The organism is Acidobacteriota bacterium (genome assembly GCA_009861545.1).
Classification (GTDB): Bacteria; Acidobacteriota; Vicinamibacteria; order Vicinamibacterales; family UBA8438; genus WTFV01.
The window spans coordinates 25,956-42,139 of record VXME01000114.1 but is presented as its reverse complement, the minus strand read 5'-3'; the positions used below and the strand labels follow the sequence as shown (position 1 = coordinate 42,139).

Below are 16,184 nucleotides of genomic sequence, written 5' to 3'. Positions count from 1 at the left end.
AGCAACCCAGCGAGTCAAGACCATGAGAGACGCAGTCATCGCATCCGCCGTCCGCACCCCGGCCGGCAAGGCGCCCAAGGGCACGTTGCGCACGACCCGCCCCGACGAGCTGGCCGCCGTCGCGATTCGCGAGGCGTTGCGGCGCGCCGAGGGCATCGAGCCCGAAACGGTCGACGACGTCATCCTCGGCTGCGCGATGCCCGAAGCCGAGCAGGGAATGAACGTGGCCCGCATCGCCAGCCTGCGGGCCGGGATTCCGGTCGCGGCGTCGGCCGTCACCATCAACCGCTTCTGTTCGTCGGGGCTGCAGTCCATCGCCTTCGCGGCGGAGAAGATCATGGTCGGCTGGGCCGAAACGATAGTGGCGGGCGGCACCGAGTCGATGAGCCTCGTGCCGATGGGAGGGCACAAGATCGCCCCGAATCCCGAGCTCGTGGCCCACTACCCGGACGTCTATCTCAGCACGGGCCTGGTCGCCGAGAACCATGCGCGGGAGTCCTCGATCAGCCGGGACGAGCAGGACGCCTACGCGCTGCGCAGCCATCAGCGTGCGCTCGCGGCCCTGGGGGCCGGCCGTTTCGACGCGGAGACTGTGCCGGTGACGGTCAGCATCGCCGAGCCGGCCAACGGCAACGGAGAGGCGCCGGCGGTGCGGGACGTCACGTTCGACCGCGACGAGGGACCGCGCGCGGACACCTCGCTGGAGGCGCTGGGCAAGCTGCGCCCGGCGTTTCTCGCCGGCGGGTCGGTGACCGCCGGCAACTCGTCGCAGATGAGCGACGGCGCGGCCGCCGTCGTCGTGACCACCGCGGAGCGGGCCGCGCAGGCGGGACTGAAGCCGCTGGCGCGCTTCGTCGCCTACGCGACGGCGGGCGTCGACCCGGAGCTGTTCGGCATCGGCCCCGTCCCGGCGATACGCAAGGCGCTGAAGACGGCCGGGTTGACGCTGGACGACATCGACCTGGTGGAGCTGAACGAGGCCTTCGCCGCCCAGATCCTGGCCTGCCTGCGCGAGCTGCCGATCGATCCCGACAGGCTCAACGTCAACGGCGGCGCCATCGCGCTCGGCCATCCACTCGGCTGCACCGGCGCGAAGCTGACGGCCACGCTGCTCCACGAGCTCGAGCGGCGGAACGGGCGCTACGGCATGGTCACCATGTGCGTGGGCGGCGGCATGGGGGCCGCCGGCATTTTCGAGCGACTCTGACCGGGTTCCACGCGGTGCGACCACGCGGGCCGGGGCAATTCAAGAGACGAGGGACATCATGACCACCACCGCAATCGAGACGGTTCCGCGCGGCGGGGAGTGGCTCCTGGAGGCGGCGCCGCAGGAGACGATATTCACCCCGGAGCGCATGACCGAAGAGCACCGACTGATACGGCAGACGGCCCAGGAGTTCACCGACGAGGTCGCCGGCCACACCGAGCAACTCGAGACGAAGGACTGGGACCTGACCCGCGAGCTGCTGCGACGCGCCGGCGAACTCGGGCTGCTGGCGACCGACGTGCCGGAGGCCTACGGCGGCCTGGCGCTCGACAAGGCCAGCGCCGCGGTCATCGCGGGCTGCCTCGGCCAGTGCGGTTCGTTCAGCGCCACCTACGGCGCGCACGCCAACCTCGCGATCCTGCCGATCCGGATGTTCGGCACCGACGAGCAGAAGCAGCGCTACCTGCCGTCCCTGGTGACCGGGGAGACCGTCGGCGCCTACTGCCTGAGCGAGGCGGGCTCCGGCTCGGACGCGCTCGGCGCCAAGGCGCGCGCGGCGCGGCAGGCGGACGGCAGCTTCGTGCTGAACGGCGAGAAGATGTGGATCACCAACGGCGGGTTCGCCGATCTCTACATCGTCTTCGCCAAGGTCGACGGCGAGCACTTCACGGCGTTCATCGTCGAACGCGGGTTCGACGGCGTCTCCACCGGCAAGGAAGAGCACAAGATGGGCCTGCACGGCTCGTCGACGACGCCGGTGATCCTGCAGGACGTCCGGGTCCCGGCCGACAACCTGCTCGGCGAGGTCGGCAAGGGCCACAAGGTCGCCTTCAACGTCCTGAACTACGGCCGCTTCAAGCTGGGGGCGTCGACCGTGGGCGGCGCTCGCGGCGCCATCGGCGAATCGGCGCGTTACGCGGCCAGCCGGCGGCAGTTCGGGCAGCCGATAGCGAGCTTCGGCGCCGTCAAGCACAAGATCGGCGGGATGGTCGCCCGGACCTACGCGCTGGAGTCGATGGTGTTCCGGACGGTGGGACTCATCGACGGGACGCTCGAGGGCGTCGATCCCGGCGACGGCGGCGCCATCCTGCGCGCCCTCGAGGAGTACGCGGTCGAGTCGTCGATCCTCAAGGTGGCGGGCAGCGAGACACTGCATGACGTCCTCGACGAGAACGTGCAGATTCACGGCGGGAACGGGTTCGTCAGGGACTACCCGGCCGAGCGCCACTATCGCGACTCGCGGGTGAACCGCATCTTCGAGGGCACGAACGAGATCAACCGGCTGCTCATCCCCGGCATGCTCGTCAAGCGCGCCGTCAAGGGCGATCTGCCGCTGATCCCGGCGGCGAAGAAGCTGCAGGACGAGATCCTGGCCCCGTCGGGAGCGGCAGCCGCACCCGACGGCCCGCTCGGGGCCGCGGCGGCCGCGGTCGGCATGTTCCGCAAGGTCGGTCTGGCCGTCATCGGCCTCGCGATGCAGACCTACGGCCAGAAGCTCAGCGAGCAGCAGGAGGTGCTCTCGTTCGCGGCGGACGTGGTCATCGACACCTATGCGGCGGACAGCGCGGTCGCCCGCGCCCGGGCCGCCGCGGCGTCCGGAGCAACCGGCGCCGATCTGCAGGCCGACGCCGCCGCGTCGTACGTCGACGGGGCCGCCATGCGCATCGAGACGACGGCCCGTTCCGCGTTCGCCGCCATGGCGGAAGGCGACGAGCTGCGGACGCGCCTCGCGGGCCTGCGCCGGCTCCTGAAGGTGACGCCGGCCAACGACGTGCGCCTCCGGCGGCGGCTCTCGGACGCGGCGGTGGAACGGGGCGCGTACCCCTTGTAGGGGCCGCGGCCGGTCGCGCCGCCGAATTCGCGGATGCCCGGATGCTTGCTTCCCCGAGCATCGGCGATATATTTGTAGGACAGGCAGTGAGGACTTGAGAGTTCGTGACCAGAAGAAGCAGCAATTGGGACGCGGCGGGCGACGGAGGACGGCGACTCGTCATTGCCGTCGCGGCCGGCGCCCTCCTGCTGGCGGCGGGCTGCGGGCCGCCGGAACCGGATGAGCACAGCTACCTGGAGCTGCTTCTCGAAGCCCGCGCCTACAAGGACGAGTTCCTCAAGAGCGACCCCGAGTCCTTCGTGCCGCTGGATCGACGCTCGTGGATGGTGCCGCTGCGCTACTACGATCCGGATCCGTCGTACCGCGTGCCCGCCCAGCTCGACATCGCCGACGATCAGCCCATCTACGACGTCCCCACGTCGACCGGGCAGTTCCGGCGCATGCAGCGCATCGGCCACCTGGAGTTCGTGCTTCACGGCGAATCCCACAGGCTGACGGCGCTGCTGTCCGAAGAGGAGGGCCTGTTCGTGCCGTTCCGCGACGAAACGAGCCGCAGCGAGACCTATCCGGCCGGACGCTACATCGACCTGCCGTTCAGCTCCACCGGCGTCTACGACCTCGATTTCAACCGCGCCTACCACCCCACCTGCTACTTCGACGAGCAGTACGACTGCCCGTTTCCTCCGCCGGAGAACCGCCTCCCGAGACCGATTCACGCCGGCGAGAAGCTGCCGCCCGAAGACGAACGCCGGCTGCCGATCTTCGTTCCGGTCGAGCCCGTCGAAGCGCCCGGGCCATGAGCCCGCCCGACGTCCGGCATCCCGACGCCCGGATGGTCGCCGGCGGTCCCCTGGTCGGCGTCGTCTTCGACTTCGACGGCGTCATCGCGGACACCGAGCGCCTGCACCTGCGAGCGTATCGGGACGTTCTGCGCAACCGGGGAATGACCCTCTCCAGGGAGGACTACGAGGCCCGCTACCTCGGATTCGACGACGTCGGCGTGTTCACGACGGTCGCGGCCGACCAGGGGTTGGCCTTCGACGGAGGCGATCTGGAGCGGTTGATCGAAGCCAAGGGACGGCGTTACGAAGAGCTGGTCGGCGCTGGCGACGTCGTGTTTCCGGACGCGCCCGCGTGCATCGAGCGGCTCGCCGGAGAACTCGTCCTCGGAATCGCCTCGGGCGCACTCCATCAGGAGATCGAGGACATTCTGCAGGGCGCCGGACTCCGCCGGCACTTCTCGGCCATCGTCGCGGCCGACGACGTCGAGCGCGCCAAGCCTGCCCCGGACGGCTATGTGCGAGCGGTGGAGCTGTTGAGCGCCGAGCTCGGCCGCTCCCCGTCGCCCTCCGGCTTCGTCGCCATCGAGGACTCCCGCTGGGGCATCGAGGCCGCCGTCGCCGCAGGACTCCCGTGCGTCGGGGTCACTACGACCTACGAAGCCGCCGCGCTGACCGGCGCAACCGCCATCGTTTCCAGCCTCGCCGACGTGGACCATCGCGCGCTGGCCGCGCTGTGCCGGCGGAGCGGGGTCGACGTACACGCTCGACCGGTGCAGAATGGAGACAGGTGATGAGCGTGGTCTCCGCGGACTTCATCCGACGCTTCACCGAAGTCGCCAAGGCTCCGTCTCCCGATCTGGCGCCGGCCGCTCTGGCCATCGCCCGCATCGAGTACCCGCAGCTTGACGCGTCGCGCTACCTGCGGGCGCTCGACCGGATGGGCGCCGCGGCGGCGGACCGCATCGCGGCCCTGGGCGAGGACGCCGACCTGCTGCGGCGCATCGCGGGAATCAGTTCCTATCTGTTCAAGGAGCAGGGGTTCGCCGGTAACCGCAAGCACTACGACGACCCGCGGAACAGCTTCCTCAACAACGTCATCGATCGCCGCACCGGCATCCCGATCACCCTGGCTCTCGTCTACATCGAGGTGTCCCGGCGGGCCGGCCTGCAAACCGACGGCGTGAACTTTCCCGGTCACTTTCTGCTCCGCGTACAGCCGGGCGGCGCGGACGCCCCGCTCGAGGAGGACCAGGTCATCGTGGATCCCTTCCACGGCGGCGCCATCCTCTCCGAACTCGACTGCAGCAAGTTGCTGCGGTCCCACGCGGGCGACGAGGTCGCGTTCGACCGCCGGATGCTGATGCGAGCCACCAAGCCGGAGATCATCGTCCGCATGCTGGTCAACCTGAAGCGCATCTACGTCCGCATGCGCTCGTTCCCGCAAGCGCACGCGATCACCGAGCTGCTGCTGGCCCTCGACCCTTCGGCCACGACGGAGCTGCGCGACCGCGGCCTGCTGGCCTACCACCTGAACGACTACCCCGCCGCGCTGCGGGACCTGGAGGCGTACCTGCGGTTCTCCTCGCGCGGGAGGGTCGGAGGCAGCGAGAGAAGCGAGGACGACTCGAGCGACAACGACGAGCACAAGGAGATCTGGGAGCACGTGAAGGCACTGCGGAGGCGCGTCGCGAACCTGAACTAGTCGAGGAAGACGGCGATCGAGCGTCCGTGCGGCGGGAACTCCGTTCGTGATGAGGAGACACCCCTATGAGACACACGTGGAAGCTCACTCTCGTCACTCTGCTTGTCCTCGGTCTTGCGTCGAACGCGAATGCGCAGACCACCACCGGCGGGTTCTCCGGCAACGTCGTCGACGACAGCGGCCTGGTCCTGCCGGGCGCGACGGTCACCCTGCTGCAGGAAGAGACCGGCGCGCTGAGAAACACCGTCACGAACGAGGTCGGCGTCTTCAACTTCGCCGCGGTCCAGCCCGGGCCGTACACGGTCCGCGTCGAGCTGCCCGGCTTCGGAGCCTACGAGCTGACCGGCGCCCAGTTGTCGACCAACCAGCAGTACAACGTCGGCACGGTGGAGCTCTCGATCGCCGCCCTGGAAGAGACCGTCCAGGTCACCGCGCAGCGGATCGTCGAGACGATCAGCTCGGACCGCTCGGCGCTGATCACCGAGGAGACGATCGACGCGATAACGGTCCGCGGGCGCGACGTCACGTCGATGCTGCGGATCCTGCCGGGCGTCGGCTACCAGCCCGACCCGGACGCGATCGGCGAGATCGTCATCGGCTCGTGGCTGCCCAACGTCGGCGGCACGCGCCAGGGCTGGAGCACCGTCACCATCGACGGGATCCCCGGCAACGACATCGGCCTGCCGGAGGTCTCCAGCCACTCGATGAACCCGGACGCGGTCGGGGAAGTGAACGTGCAGCTCACCAACTTCACCGCCGACACCGGCCGCAACGGCGGCGCGCAGATCAACCTCGTCACCAAGGCGGGAACCAACGAGTTTTCCGGCACGGCCTACACCTACGGCCGCAGCGAGCAGTTCCGGAGCGAGGACTACTTCGACAAGCAGGCCGGCATCCCGAAGCCGGAGTACCGCTACTGGACGCTCGGCGCCAACGCCGGCGGCCCCATCGTGCAGGACAAGGTGTTCTTCTTCTACAGCTACGAGCAGTGGGGGGTCAGGACGCCGCAGAACCTCGCCCAGCTCACGGTGCCGAGCCTGGCGGAGCGGATGGGCGACTTCTCGCGCAGCTTCGATCAGTCGGGGAACCTGATCCCGGTAGTCGATCCGCTGACCGGCATGCCGTTCCCGGGCAACGTCGTCCCGGCGGACCGGATCAACCCGCACGGGCAGGCGCTGCTGAACTGGTATCCGGACCCGAACGTCGAGGGACAGTCGAACTACAACTACCAGTTCCAGGGCCAGCAGCGGGCCCCGCGGATCAACAACGTCACCCGGGTCGACGTCCGGCCGACCACGAGCGACTCGATCTACGCGCGCTTCTCGCACTGGCTGCAGCCGACCAGCTCCTGGCGCGGCGGCTGGGAGATGCTGGAGCGGACGTTCACCTACAACGACTTCGCCGTCGCCACCAACTACACGCGCGTCATCGGCGACAACATGGTGAACGAATTCAACTTCGGCTGGCGCCACTCGTCCGAGCACAACCCGTGGGCCAGCTCGTTCGACATCAACCGGAACCGGCGCATCGATTCCGACACCGCCTTCCCCGGCGACGACGGCCGCGACAACGGGGGCGACGGCTCCAACACGCGGGGCGTCGTGCCGTACACGCTCGCGCAGTGGTATCCGACCAACAATCTGTACGGGATCATTCCGGCGATGTCGTTCGGGGCGCCGATTCCGAACCCGGCGAACCCGAGCTGGGACTCGCGCTTCATCAACTACGGCAACGACGACCTGTTCAACTTCTACAACGGGCTGTCGTGGACCTCGGGACGCCACAACTTCAAGGTCGGCGCCTACGTCGAGCACCTGACCAACATCGAGGGGAAGGGCGCCAGCGCGCTCGCGGGGCGCTACGACTTCAACCGCGATCCGGCGAACCCGTTCGGCACCGGCCACCCGTACGCGAACGCCCTGATCGGCGCGTTCCGGTCGTACCAGGAGAACACCGCCCGGCTGGGCCAGCTCGCCAGCCAGTGGATCGGCAACGTCTTCGTGCAGGACAAGTGGCAGCCGGTCGACCGCCTGACGCTGGACATCGGCATGCGCTTCAGCAAGTACACGGTGTTCGAGCAGGCGAACCCCTCGGCCTCGTTCCTGCCGTCGCGCTTCGACCACATGAACGCCGCGCAACTCTACATGCCCACCATGGTCGACGGCGTCCGGATGGCGATGAATCCCAACGACCCGACCGACATCCGGCCCGAGGTGGTCATCGGCGCGCTCGTGCCCGGATCGCCCAGCGACAACGGCATGGTGCGCCACGACGATCCGCAGGTGCCGGCCCCGTTCCAGAACCTGCCGACAATCCTGCTCGAGCCGCGGATCGGCTTCGCCTACGACCTGTTCGGCAACGGCCGGACGGCGCTGCGGGCGAATTTCGGCGTCTTCCACAACACGCAGCAGGCGGGCGCGCTCAGTTGGCGGCAGGCGCTCAACCCGCCGCTCGTCGCGACGCCGCAGGTCTGGTACAACACGATGTACAACTGGGAGACGATCCGGCAGGGCGTGCTCGCCGGCACCGGCGGCATCGTCTATCCGACGGGCACGGTGTATGGCGTGGTGACCGATCATCGGGCGCCGACGCTCTACAGCTACACGGCCGGCGTGCAGACCGAGATCGGCTGGCAGACGGTGCTCGACATCGCCTACGTCGGGACGCGCGCCACCAACCTCCCGCAGCTCTGGGACGAGAACACCATCGAGCGCGGCGCCCGGTTCCTGCCCGAGAACCAGGACCCGACGACCGGCCTCCCGCTACCCGACAACTTCTTCCGCCCCTACCCCGGCTACGCCAGCATCATCATGACGGAGAACGCCGGGCGGTCGCAGTACAACGCGTTGCAGACGCAGGTCAACCGCCGCTTCACGGGCGGCCTGGAGTTCTCGGTCTCGTACACGCTGTCGCAGTCGAAGGACCACACGTCGGCGGACATCCTCTACGGCGCCCGCTCGCGCGTGCCGAAGTACGAGAACCGCGACACCTGGTCCTGGGGCCTGTCGGACTTCGACCGGACCCATCTGCTGACGATCAACTACACCTGGGACCTGCCCGATCCCGGCGGAGCGGCCGGCTTCCTGCTGGACGACTGGGTGCTCTCCGGCATCACGCAGATGGTGAGCGGCGCGCCGGCCATGGTCGCCTTCAGCACCACCGACAACCAGGACATCCTGGGCGGCGGCGACCTGATGCGCCGGTCCACGAACCCGGACGGACTGGCGAGCATCGACCTGGTGGTGCCGGCCAACATCGATCGGAGCTGCGACCTGTCGGCGGGCGGCGGCACGATCGACCGCTGGTTCAACACCGACTGCTTCAGCCGCCCCGGGCTGGGCGAAGTGGGCAACGTGCGCAAGGACGACCTGCGGCTGCCCGGCTTCTACGACACCGGCCTCCGCCTCGGCAAGCGGATGCCGATCGGCGACGGGCGGTTCTTCGAGCTCGGCTGGGAGATCTACAACGTGTTCAACCAGGTGCAGTTCCGCAACGTCGACCTCAACGCGCAGTTCGACGAGGCCGGCAACCAGGTGGACGAGCGGTTCGGGCAGGTGATCTCGGCCCGTCCGCCGCGCACGATGGTCTTCTCGGCCCGCTACCTCTGGTAGCGGCTCGCTACCGCTGGGTAGCGGCTCGCTACCGCTGGTAGGAGGGCCGGGATCCATGCGACTCGCAACGACGGGGCGGGGCTTCGAGTCCCGCCCCGTTGCGGTGGAATTCCGGCCCGGGTCCGCTGTCCGTGCGGACCGGGCTATGATGGAAGACATGGATGCCACGGTGCTCGAGGTCCTCACGGCCCTGCTCTCCTTCGTCAGCGCGGTCGGCGTGTTGGTGGTCAACAGCAAGGTGGACCGTCTGACCGGCCGGGTCGACGCTCTCGAGGCAACGCTGCACATGGTGGTAACCGTCGTGATGGGCCGGAAGCTCCCGGCCTCCGGCAGTGACTGACGGTACCGTTTCGGCGCTGAACGGGTGTCAGCGCGCCGGCGTCTCTATCGGCAGGTCCTCGCGGTCGCCCCACTCCTTCCACGACCCGAGGTAGTTCCGGACCCGCGGGTAGCCCAGCAGCCGCAGCGCGAAGTAGCCGTGCGCGGCGCGGTAGCCGCCCTGGCAGTAGGAGACGACCTCCTTGTCGGGAGTGACGCCGGCGGCCTCGTACATCGCCCGCAGCTCGGCGGCCGGCTTGAAGGCGCCCGCCTCGTCCAGGTTGCGTGTCCACTCGACGTGAACGGCGCCCGGGATGGCGCCCCCGCGCCGGGCGCGCACCAGCGTGCCGCAGTACTCCTCGTCGCTGCGGGTATCGAGAATCGCCACGTCCCGGCGCTCCAGGCGTTCGCTGACCTCTCGCCAGGTGGCGAGACGCGCATCGTCCCGCCCGACTTCCCAGGTCCCGCGCGCAGGCGCTTCCGCGTCCCGGGTCACGGGAAGCCGCTTCCGTTCCCAGGCCCCGAAGCCGCCGTCGAGGAGCCGCGCGTCCGGGTGGCCGAAGAACTCGAGAAACCAGAAGGCGCGGGCGGCGCGGATTCCCGACTGATCGTCGTAGACGACGACCGGGCGGCCGGCGTCGACGCCCCGCGCGGTGAGCAGGTGCGCGATGATCCACAGGAACGCCGCGAGCGGCGCCGGATCGGTGTCGACGAGGCTCAGGCCGAAGAGATCCAGGTGCGCGGCGCCGGGGATGTGACCGGACGAGAACTGCTCGGCGGGGCGCAGGTCCAGCAGGACGGGAACCGGACCCCGGACCGCGTCCTGCCCGTGTTCCGGTGTCTCCGACCACACGCCGTCCGCCGTGACGATGTGCATTCGGCCGGCCAGCTCCCGCGGGGTCATCAGCAACTCCGGGTTGGCATAGCCCTTCGGGTTCTCCATGCGAATCTCCCTATCGCGGTACTCGCTCCGGCCCTCAGACCGCCTCCCACGTCGCGTCGTGCCGTCGGACGGCGCCGTCCGCTTCCAGCTTCAGCAGATGCGCAAGCACGCTCTCCCCCGCCGCCCCCAGAAGCTCCGTTGCCAGATCCGGATAGACCACCCGGACGACGGCCGCGTGCGTGGTGTGACCCTCGCGCAGCGCCGACAGGATCTGCTCGTCACGCCGGCGCCGGTGGGCGACGTACTCGTCGATGAGCGCCGTCACATCGTCGATCTCGGGTCCGTGCGCCGGCAGCACGCGGGCCGGCCGCAACTCGCGCACGCGCGCCAGCGACGCCAGGTAGTCCGTCAGGTTGCCGCCGTAGCTGCCGGGCACCACCACCGTGCCGCCCTGAATCAGCAGGTCGCCGCAGAAGAGCGTGTCGTCCGCCTCGTCGAGGAAGCAGACGTGATCCGGCGCGTGGCCCGGCGTGTGCAGCACCCGCAAGGCGCCGTCCCCGGCGTGCACGACATCGCCGTCGACCAGCGGCCGCCAGTCGACCCGGTACTCGCCGTCGCGCTCCGGCCAGGGCAGCTTGAAGAACCCCGCGCCGGTCCAGCGGGACGCGAGATGCGGCGCGCCGGACGCGTGGTCCGGGTGCGCGTGGGTCACGAGCACGCGCGAGAGCGCGGACCCCCCGAGCGCCTCGTCGAGCGCAGCCAGATGGCGGGTCTGCCCGGTAGCGGCGTCGATCAGGGTAGGTTCAAGGCCCGAGAGCAGATAGGTGTTGTTGCCGGCCCCGGTATAGGGGCCCGGGTTGAACCCCTCGATCAGCGTGACTCTCACGAGGCCGCAACCGGGCCGGTCATCAGCGCCTCGAGCTTTGCGCGGAGACCGTCCGGGATGGGAGTGGTCCGGTCGGCATCGTAGTCGAACACAGCCTGCACGGACCTGCCGACGGCCACGACCGCGTCGTCCCGCACGCGGCGCGCCTCGAACTCGGACGTGAAGCTGCTGCGGCCGAGCGTCACCACGCGAACGCCCACCTCGACCTGGTCGCCGAACACCACCTGCGCCTTGTAGTCGCAGGACGTATGGGCCAGGATGACGCCCAGCCCGGCCTGGGACAACTCGCGGCGCAGGCCCAGCGTCTCCGCCATCACGGCGCGCGCCTGCTCGAAGTAGGTGAAGTAGACCGCGTTGTTGACGTGCCCCATCGCGTCGCAGTCGCGGAAGCGCACCTCGATACGATGGGTGAAGGCCGAAGTCACGGCGTATCATACCGCGTGCTCGCGAACGTGCCGGATCCGCACGTTGATTTCGCGGACACGGGAGTTGTTCAACGATCAACGGCAATGCGGTCCGGCCATGCGTCGGCCAGCATCGCGTCCACGTTGCGTGCGGCTCTGCCGCCATCGCTGACGATTCCCTGCCACGGGAGTCTTGCACCCAACGGCCTGCGCAGATTCATCTCCAGCGAACGCTGAATGACCGCCGAGAGACTGATGCCCTGCCGGCGCGCTTCGCGTTTCGCAAGTTGTGCCAAGTGGTCCGGCAAGGAGATCGTGATCCTCATGGTCCAGTCCGATCGGTATCCGCCAGAGGATGACCTGCCGGCAGACTGTGTATCCTAGCGCGTGCTCTCGACGCTTTCGACCCCTGAGACGTTTACGCGCGAGGAGACCGCCGCTCTAGCACCGTACTTCGGCAACTGCGACAAGCCGGTCTTCGTCCTGACCAACCTGCCGGAAGCGGTCAAGGGAGCCCTCTTCGCGCGCTATTCGCGGTCACCGAAGTCGGCGCGCCGGCTCTTTCTCGACGAGTTCCTCGACAGTGTCGAGCCCGGTGCCGGCGGGACAGTGCCCGGTCCCGGCAAGAGCCGCGCCGAGAGCCTGTACCACCGGGTGTTCGTTCAGTACGGCGACGACTCGGTGGCGCAGCTCGGCGGCGCGCACATCGCCTGCGAGGGTGTCTCCAACCTCCTTACGAAGGTGCTCGAGCGCGGCCGGCTGATGTCCTACCTCGAGCAATCCACGCGTTACGTGCCGTACACGGATCGGCCCGGCGGTCGCTGGAAGTACGTCGTCCCGTCGGAGCTCGAGGACGACTCGGACCGCCGGGCGTTCGAAGAGACGCTGGACCGAGCATTCGAAACGTATGCGCGCTGGATCGATCCGATGCAGCGGCACTACAGCATTCGGCACCCACGCACTGCGAAGGACTCCGAGGCCGTCTACCGGGCCGTCATCCGCGCCAAGGCGCTCGATACGCTGCGTGGTCTTCTGCCGGCCGCCACGCGGTCGAACGTCGGCATCTACGGTTCCGGCCAGGCGTACGAGGCACTCCTGCTCAGGATGCGCGCCCATCCGCTGTCCGAGACGCGTGAGGTGGCCGACCTGATGCTCCCCGAGCTCAGAAAGGTCCTCCCCGAGTTCCTGGAGCGCATTGATCTACCTGATCGGGGTGGCGCATGGACCGAATACCTGCGTGACCGTGCTCGCGAAACCCGAATTTTGTCCGACAGCATGGCGGGACAGGCCGACCGAAAGGCACGCCCCCAGGTTGTTCTGAGCGATTTCGATCCGGAGGGCGAGGTCAAGGTGGTGGCTGCTGCACTGTACCCTGCGACCCAGCTTCCTCTTGACCGACTTCTTGCCGTCGCAGGCTCGATGACAGCGGCGGATCGCGCCCGCGTACTGAGAACCTACGTCGGTGAGCGGAAGAACCGCCGGCACCGCCCCGGCCGGGCCTTCGAACACGCCACCTACACGTTCGACGTGATCTCGGACTACGGGGCGTTCAGGGATCTGCAACGCCACCGGATGCTGACTCTCGACTGGCAGGAGTTGACGACGCAGCACGGTTATGCGCCGCCTCCTGAAGCAGTCACGGAAGTGGGTGCGCTCGGCGACTGGAAGCGTGTGATGGACGACTCCGCGGCGCTTTACGAACGTCTGGCGCGGAAGTACTCGTCCACCGTCGCACAGTACGCCGTGTCGATGGCGTTCCGCATCCGCTTCTACATGCGCATGAACGCACGGGAGGCGATGCACGTCATCGAGCTCAGAACCTCACCACAGGGACACCCATCGTACCGGCGCATCTGTCGAGAGATGTGGAAGTCCATCGACGTCGAGGCGGGGCACGGCGCCATCGCCGACGCGATGACTTTCGCGAATCCCTCGAGCGTCGAACTCGAGCGGCTCGCTTCCGAGCGCGCCCTCGACAGGAAGCGGGCGGCACAAGAACACGCGCCCTGACAGCTCCATCTCGCCGCAGGCGCGGGCGCGGACGGCACCAAGCCCCGCAAGACGCTTCGTCGGCCGCGCGCGATGCTATGCTACCCGCCGGATTCGCCGTCCTTGTGCCAGTAGCGGTCGTACTCGGTGAGAAAGGTCAGGCTCTCGAACGAACCCATCCGGTCGAGAAACAGCACGCCGTCGAGGTGGTCGGTCTCGTGCTGGATCACGCGGGCGGCGAAGCCGTTGGCGGTGATGCGCTGCGGCGCGCCGTGACGATCGAGGCACCGGACCCGGATCTCCACCGAGCGCGGCACGCGGCCCCGGATGTCCGGGATGCTCAGGCAGCCCTCCCAGTCCTCTTCCTCGGCCATGCCGAGGGGCTCGATCTCCGGGTTGATCATCACCACCGGCGGCAGGCCGCCGTCCGGGTCGTCCACGCCCGCCACGAACAGCCGCAGGCTCTGGTGCACCTGCGGAGCGGCCAGGCCGATGCCGGCGTACTCGTTCATCGTCTCGAACATGTCGTCGATGAGTTGCTGGACGGCCCGGGAGCCGAGGTCGGCCGGGTCGAGCGGCGGCGTGGGCCGGCGGAGGACCGGGTGGCCCATGCGCGCCACTTTCAGGATGGACATCGATTCGCATTATATTTCGCCCCGTGAGCGACTCGCACGTCCACGACCCCGCGCTCAGGTTCTGCCCGTCCTGCGGCGGTCCCCTCGCGCCGAAGCGGATCAAGGCGGGCGAGCCGGAACGGCCCGTCTGCACCCAGTGCGGGCACGTCGTCTATCTGGACCCGAAGGTGGCGGTGGGGACCGTGATCACCGACGACAAAGGCCGTATCGCGCTGGTGCGGCGGTCGATAGAGCCGGGCTACGGCAAGTGGGTCTTTCCCGGCGGCTACGTCGACCGCGGTGAGGTGCCGACCGTTGCCGCCGTTCGCGAGGCGCGCGAGGAGGCTTGCCTCGACATCCGGCTCGACGGACTCATCAACATTTACGCGTACGCGGGGGCGGTGCCGATCGTCATCGTCTACAAGGCATCCGTGGTGGGCGGAACGCTCGACGCGGCCGACGAGTCGCTGGAGGCCGCGTGGTTCGCGCTGGACACCGTTCCGTGGGACGATCTCGCCTTCCGGAGCACCCGCGATGCGCTGCGCGACCACCGGCGGGGGCTGCTCCACGCCGATCTGGTCTGAAACCCGACCGGGGGCGCGCGGCGGCCGGCGCACGTGGCGCGACGCGGTTCACCCCGGCCGGGCCGGCGCCGCCGCGGTGTCCGCGCCGCCGCCCGCGGCCAACCCTGCGGCCGCAGCCGGGGCCGGGGCCGGAAACAGGAAGTCCTGCCGCTCGACCTCCGCCACCGCCCTGTCGACCAGCTCGGCCACCTGCAGACCCCGCTCCGCGCGCTCGACGTCCTCCAGCCGGGCCCGGGTCGCCGGCCGGCGGGGCACGAACAGGGTGCAGCAGTCCTGGTCGGGGATGATGGAGATCGGATACGTCCCAAGGCGCCGCGCCTCCTGCGTGATCTCCTCCTTGTCGGAGCCGATCAGCGGACGCAGCACCGGCAGCGTGACGACGTCGTTGATCACGGCCAGGTTCTCGATGGTCTGCGACGCCACCTGCCCCACCGACTCCCCCGTGACGAGCGCCTTAGCGCCGCAGACACCGGCGATCCGCTCGGCGATCCGCATCATCATCCGCCGGTAGAGCACGACCCGCAGCGGGGGCGGGGCCGAGAGCACGATGGTCTGCTGGATCTCCCCGAAGCGCACGGCGTACAGCCGCGAGCGCAACTGGTGGCGCGTCAGCAGGTCGGCTATCTCCTGCGTCTTGTCGAGCGACGCCCGCGACAGGATCGGGTACGCGTGGAAATGCACGAACCGCACCCGGCAGCCCCGCTTCATCAGGCGGTAGGCGGCCACCGGCGAGTCGATTCCGCCGGACAGCAGGCAGAGCACGGCGCCGCTGGTGCCGGTCGGCAGTCCACCCCGGCCGGGTTCCTTGCCCAGCGCGTAGAACACGCGGTCGGGCAGAATCTCGACGCTGATGGGAAGGTCCGGGGATTCCAGGTCGACGCGCCAGCCCCGCGCCGCCTTGATCCGCCCCCCTACCTCGCGTTCGATCTGCGGCGAAGTCAGCGGGTAGGTCTTGTCCGCGCGCGTGGCCCGGACCCGGAAGCTTGTCACCCGTTCCGGGGCGCCGGCGCCGGGCTCGTCCAGGTGCCGGAGAATGGCGCCGGCGATCTCGTCGACCTCTCGTCCCGCGTTCCGGGAACGGGCGAAGTTCGCCACGCCGAAGACCCGGCCGAGCCGCTCGCGGACCGCCGGCCAGTCGGCCGCCGGCCCCAGTCCCATCTCGATGCGTCCCATGAGCGGGCGCACATGGGTCACGTCGAGATCGGCCGTCGCGTCGCGCAGGCTGCTCGCGAGCCGGTCTATGAACCAGGGTCGGTTCCGCCCCTTGAGCGCGATCTCCTGGTAGTGAACGATGACCGACTCCATCTCCCGTCTCCGGCGCCGACCGCCCCCCCGATCGTATCCGGCGGCCCGCTCGCGAGCCAGCCGCCCGC

Annotated in this window: 15 protein-coding genes; 9 read left to right on the top strand and 6 right to left on the bottom strand. The window is 69.0% G+C overall.

Annotated features, from left to right (window positions below; translation table 11 throughout):
• The first annotated feature begins 22 nt into the window (after nt 1-22).
• From F4X11_18535 to F4X11_18505, 7 genes are all read left to right on the top strand, one after another.
• Complete coding sequence (locus F4X11_18535) at nt 23-1,207, top strand: thiolase family protein (GenBank protein ID MYN67002.1); 1,185 nt, start codon at nt 23-25, stop codon at nt 1,205-1,207.
• Between the two features lie 58 nt (nt 1,208-1,265).
• On the top strand, nt 1,266-3,038 hold the full coding sequence (locus F4X11_18530; protein ID MYN67001.1) for an acyl-CoA dehydrogenase: 1,773 nt from the start codon (nt 1,266-1,268) through the stop codon (nt 3,036-3,038).
• A 104-nt stretch (nt 3,039-3,142) separates the two neighbouring features.
• Nucleotides 3,143-3,838 (top strand): DUF1684 domain-containing protein, encoded by a 696-nt coding sequence (locus tag F4X11_18525; GenBank protein ID MYN67000.1) that lies wholly within the window; start codon nt 3,143-3,145, stop codon nt 3,836-3,838.
• Nucleotides 3,835-4,611 (top strand): HAD family phosphatase, encoded by a 777-nt coding sequence (locus F4X11_18520; protein MYN66999.1) that lies wholly within the window; start codon nt 3,835-3,837, stop codon nt 4,609-4,611. The genes F4X11_18525 and F4X11_18520 overlap by 4 nt, the downstream gene beginning before the upstream one ends.
• A complete protein-coding gene (locus tag F4X11_18515) occupies nt 4,611-5,522 on the top strand; it encodes a tetratricopeptide repeat protein (protein ID MYN66998.1) in 912 nt (303 codons plus the stop codon). The genes F4X11_18520 and F4X11_18515 overlap by 1 nt, the downstream gene beginning before the upstream one ends.
• A 65-nt stretch (nt 5,523-5,587) precedes the next feature.
• Nucleotides 5,588-9,133, top strand: a complete 3,546-nt coding sequence (locus F4X11_18510) for a carboxypeptidase regulatory-like domain-containing protein (protein MYN66997.1) — start codon at nt 5,588-5,590, stop codon at nt 9,131-9,133.
• Nucleotides 9,134-9,290: 157 nt separating this feature from the next.
• Entirely contained in the window at nt 9,291-9,473 is a 183-nt protein-coding gene (locus F4X11_18505; protein ID MYN66996.1) for a hypothetical protein, read from the top strand.
• 27 nt (nt 9,474-9,500) lie between these two features.
• On the opposite strand, the gene F4X11_18500 is transcribed toward F4X11_18505, so the two are convergent.
• The 4 genes from F4X11_18500 to F4X11_18485 all read right to left on the bottom strand — a co-directional run bounded on the left by F4X11_18500 (nt 9,501) and on the right by F4X11_18485 (nt 11,950).
• Complete coding sequence (locus tag F4X11_18500; GenBank protein MYN66995.1) at nt 9,501-10,394, bottom strand: sulfurtransferase; 894 nt, start codon at nt 10,392-10,394, stop codon at nt 9,501-9,503.
• Between the two features lie 34 nt (nt 10,395-10,428).
• Nucleotides 10,429-11,220 carry an MBL fold metallo-hydrolase gene (locus F4X11_18495; GenBank protein ID MYN66994.1) on the bottom strand — a complete coding sequence of 264 codons (792 nt, stop codon included), beginning with the start codon at nt 11,218-11,220 and terminating at the stop codon, nt 10,429-10,431.
• Nucleotides 11,217-11,645, bottom strand: a complete 429-nt coding sequence (locus F4X11_18490; protein ID MYN66993.1) for an acyl-CoA thioesterase — start codon at nt 11,643-11,645, stop codon at nt 11,217-11,219. Before F4X11_18490 ends, F4X11_18495 begins: the two co-directional genes overlap by 4 nt.
• 68 nt (nt 11,646-11,713) lie before the next feature.
• Nucleotides 11,714-11,950 (bottom strand): hypothetical protein, encoded by a 237-nt coding sequence (locus F4X11_18485; protein ID MYN66992.1) that lies wholly within the window; start codon nt 11,948-11,950, stop codon nt 11,714-11,716.
• Between the two features lie 61 nt (nt 11,951-12,011).
• Between F4X11_18485 and F4X11_18480 the strand changes: the two genes are divergently transcribed.
• A complete protein-coding gene (locus F4X11_18480; GenBank protein ID MYN66991.1) occupies nt 12,012-13,634 on the top strand; it encodes a thymidylate synthase in 1,623 nt (540 codons plus the stop codon).
• A gap of 80 nt (nt 13,635-13,714) precedes the next feature.
• Here the strand turns inward: F4X11_18480 and def are convergent, their stop codons facing one another.
• Nucleotides 13,715-14,248, bottom strand: coding sequence for a peptide deformylase (gene def, locus F4X11_18475; protein MYN66990.1), 534 nt, complete (start codon nt 14,246-14,248; stop codon nt 13,715-13,717).
• Between the two features lie 23 nt (nt 14,249-14,271).
• On the opposite strand from def, the gene F4X11_18470 reads away from it, so the two are divergent.
• Nucleotides 14,272-14,811 (top strand): NUDIX hydrolase, encoded by a 540-nt coding sequence (locus F4X11_18470; GenBank protein MYN66989.1) that lies wholly within the window; start codon nt 14,272-14,274, stop codon nt 14,809-14,811.
• A 48-nt stretch (nt 14,812-14,859) separates the two neighbouring features.
• On the opposite strand, the gene thiI is transcribed toward F4X11_18470, so the two are convergent.
• Entirely contained in the window at nt 14,860-16,116 is a 1,257-nt protein-coding gene (gene thiI, locus F4X11_18465) for a tRNA 4-thiouridine(8) synthase ThiI (protein ID MYN66988.1), read from the bottom strand.
• Nucleotides 16,117-16,184 lie beyond the last annotated feature (68 nt).

Excerpts from the sequence above, each read along its gene's own strand:
- F4X11_18535 (MYN67002.1), top strand. The coding sequence starts at position 23 with ATGAGAGACGCAGTCATCGCATCCGCCGTCCGCACCCCGGCCGGCAAG.
- F4X11_18530 (MYN67001.1), top strand. The coding sequence starts at position 1,266 with ATGACCACCACCGCAATCGAGACGGTTCCGCGCGGCGGGGAGTGGCTC.
- F4X11_18520 (MYN66999.1), top strand. The coding sequence starts at position 3,835 with ATGAGCCCGCCCGACGTCCGGCATCCCGACGCCCGGATGGTCGCCGGC.
- F4X11_18515 (MYN66998.1), top strand. The coding sequence starts at position 4,611 with ATGAGCGTGGTCTCCGCGGACTTCATCCGACGCTTCACCGAAGTCGCC.
- F4X11_18510 (MYN66997.1), top strand. The coding sequence starts at position 5,588 with ATGAGACACACGTGGAAGCTCACTCTCGTCACTCTGCTTGTCCTCGGT.
- F4X11_18505 (MYN66996.1), top strand. The coding sequence starts at position 9,291 with ATGGATGCCACGGTGCTCGAGGTCCTCACGGCCCTGCTCTCCTTCGTC.
- F4X11_18500 (MYN66995.1), bottom strand. The coding sequence starts at position 10,394 with ATGGAGAACCCGAAGGGCTATGCCAACCCGGAGTTGCTGATGACCCCG.
- F4X11_18485 (MYN66992.1), bottom strand. The coding sequence starts at position 11,950 with ATGAGGATCACGATCTCCTTGCCGGACCACTTGGCACAACTTGCGAAA.
- def (MYN66990.1), bottom strand. The coding sequence starts at position 14,248 with ATGTCCATCCTGAAAGTGGCGCGCATGGGCCACCCGGTCCTCCGCCGG.
- thiI (MYN66988.1), bottom strand. The coding sequence starts at position 16,116 with ATGGAGTCGGTCATCGTTCACTACCAGGAGATCGCGCTCAAGGGGCGG.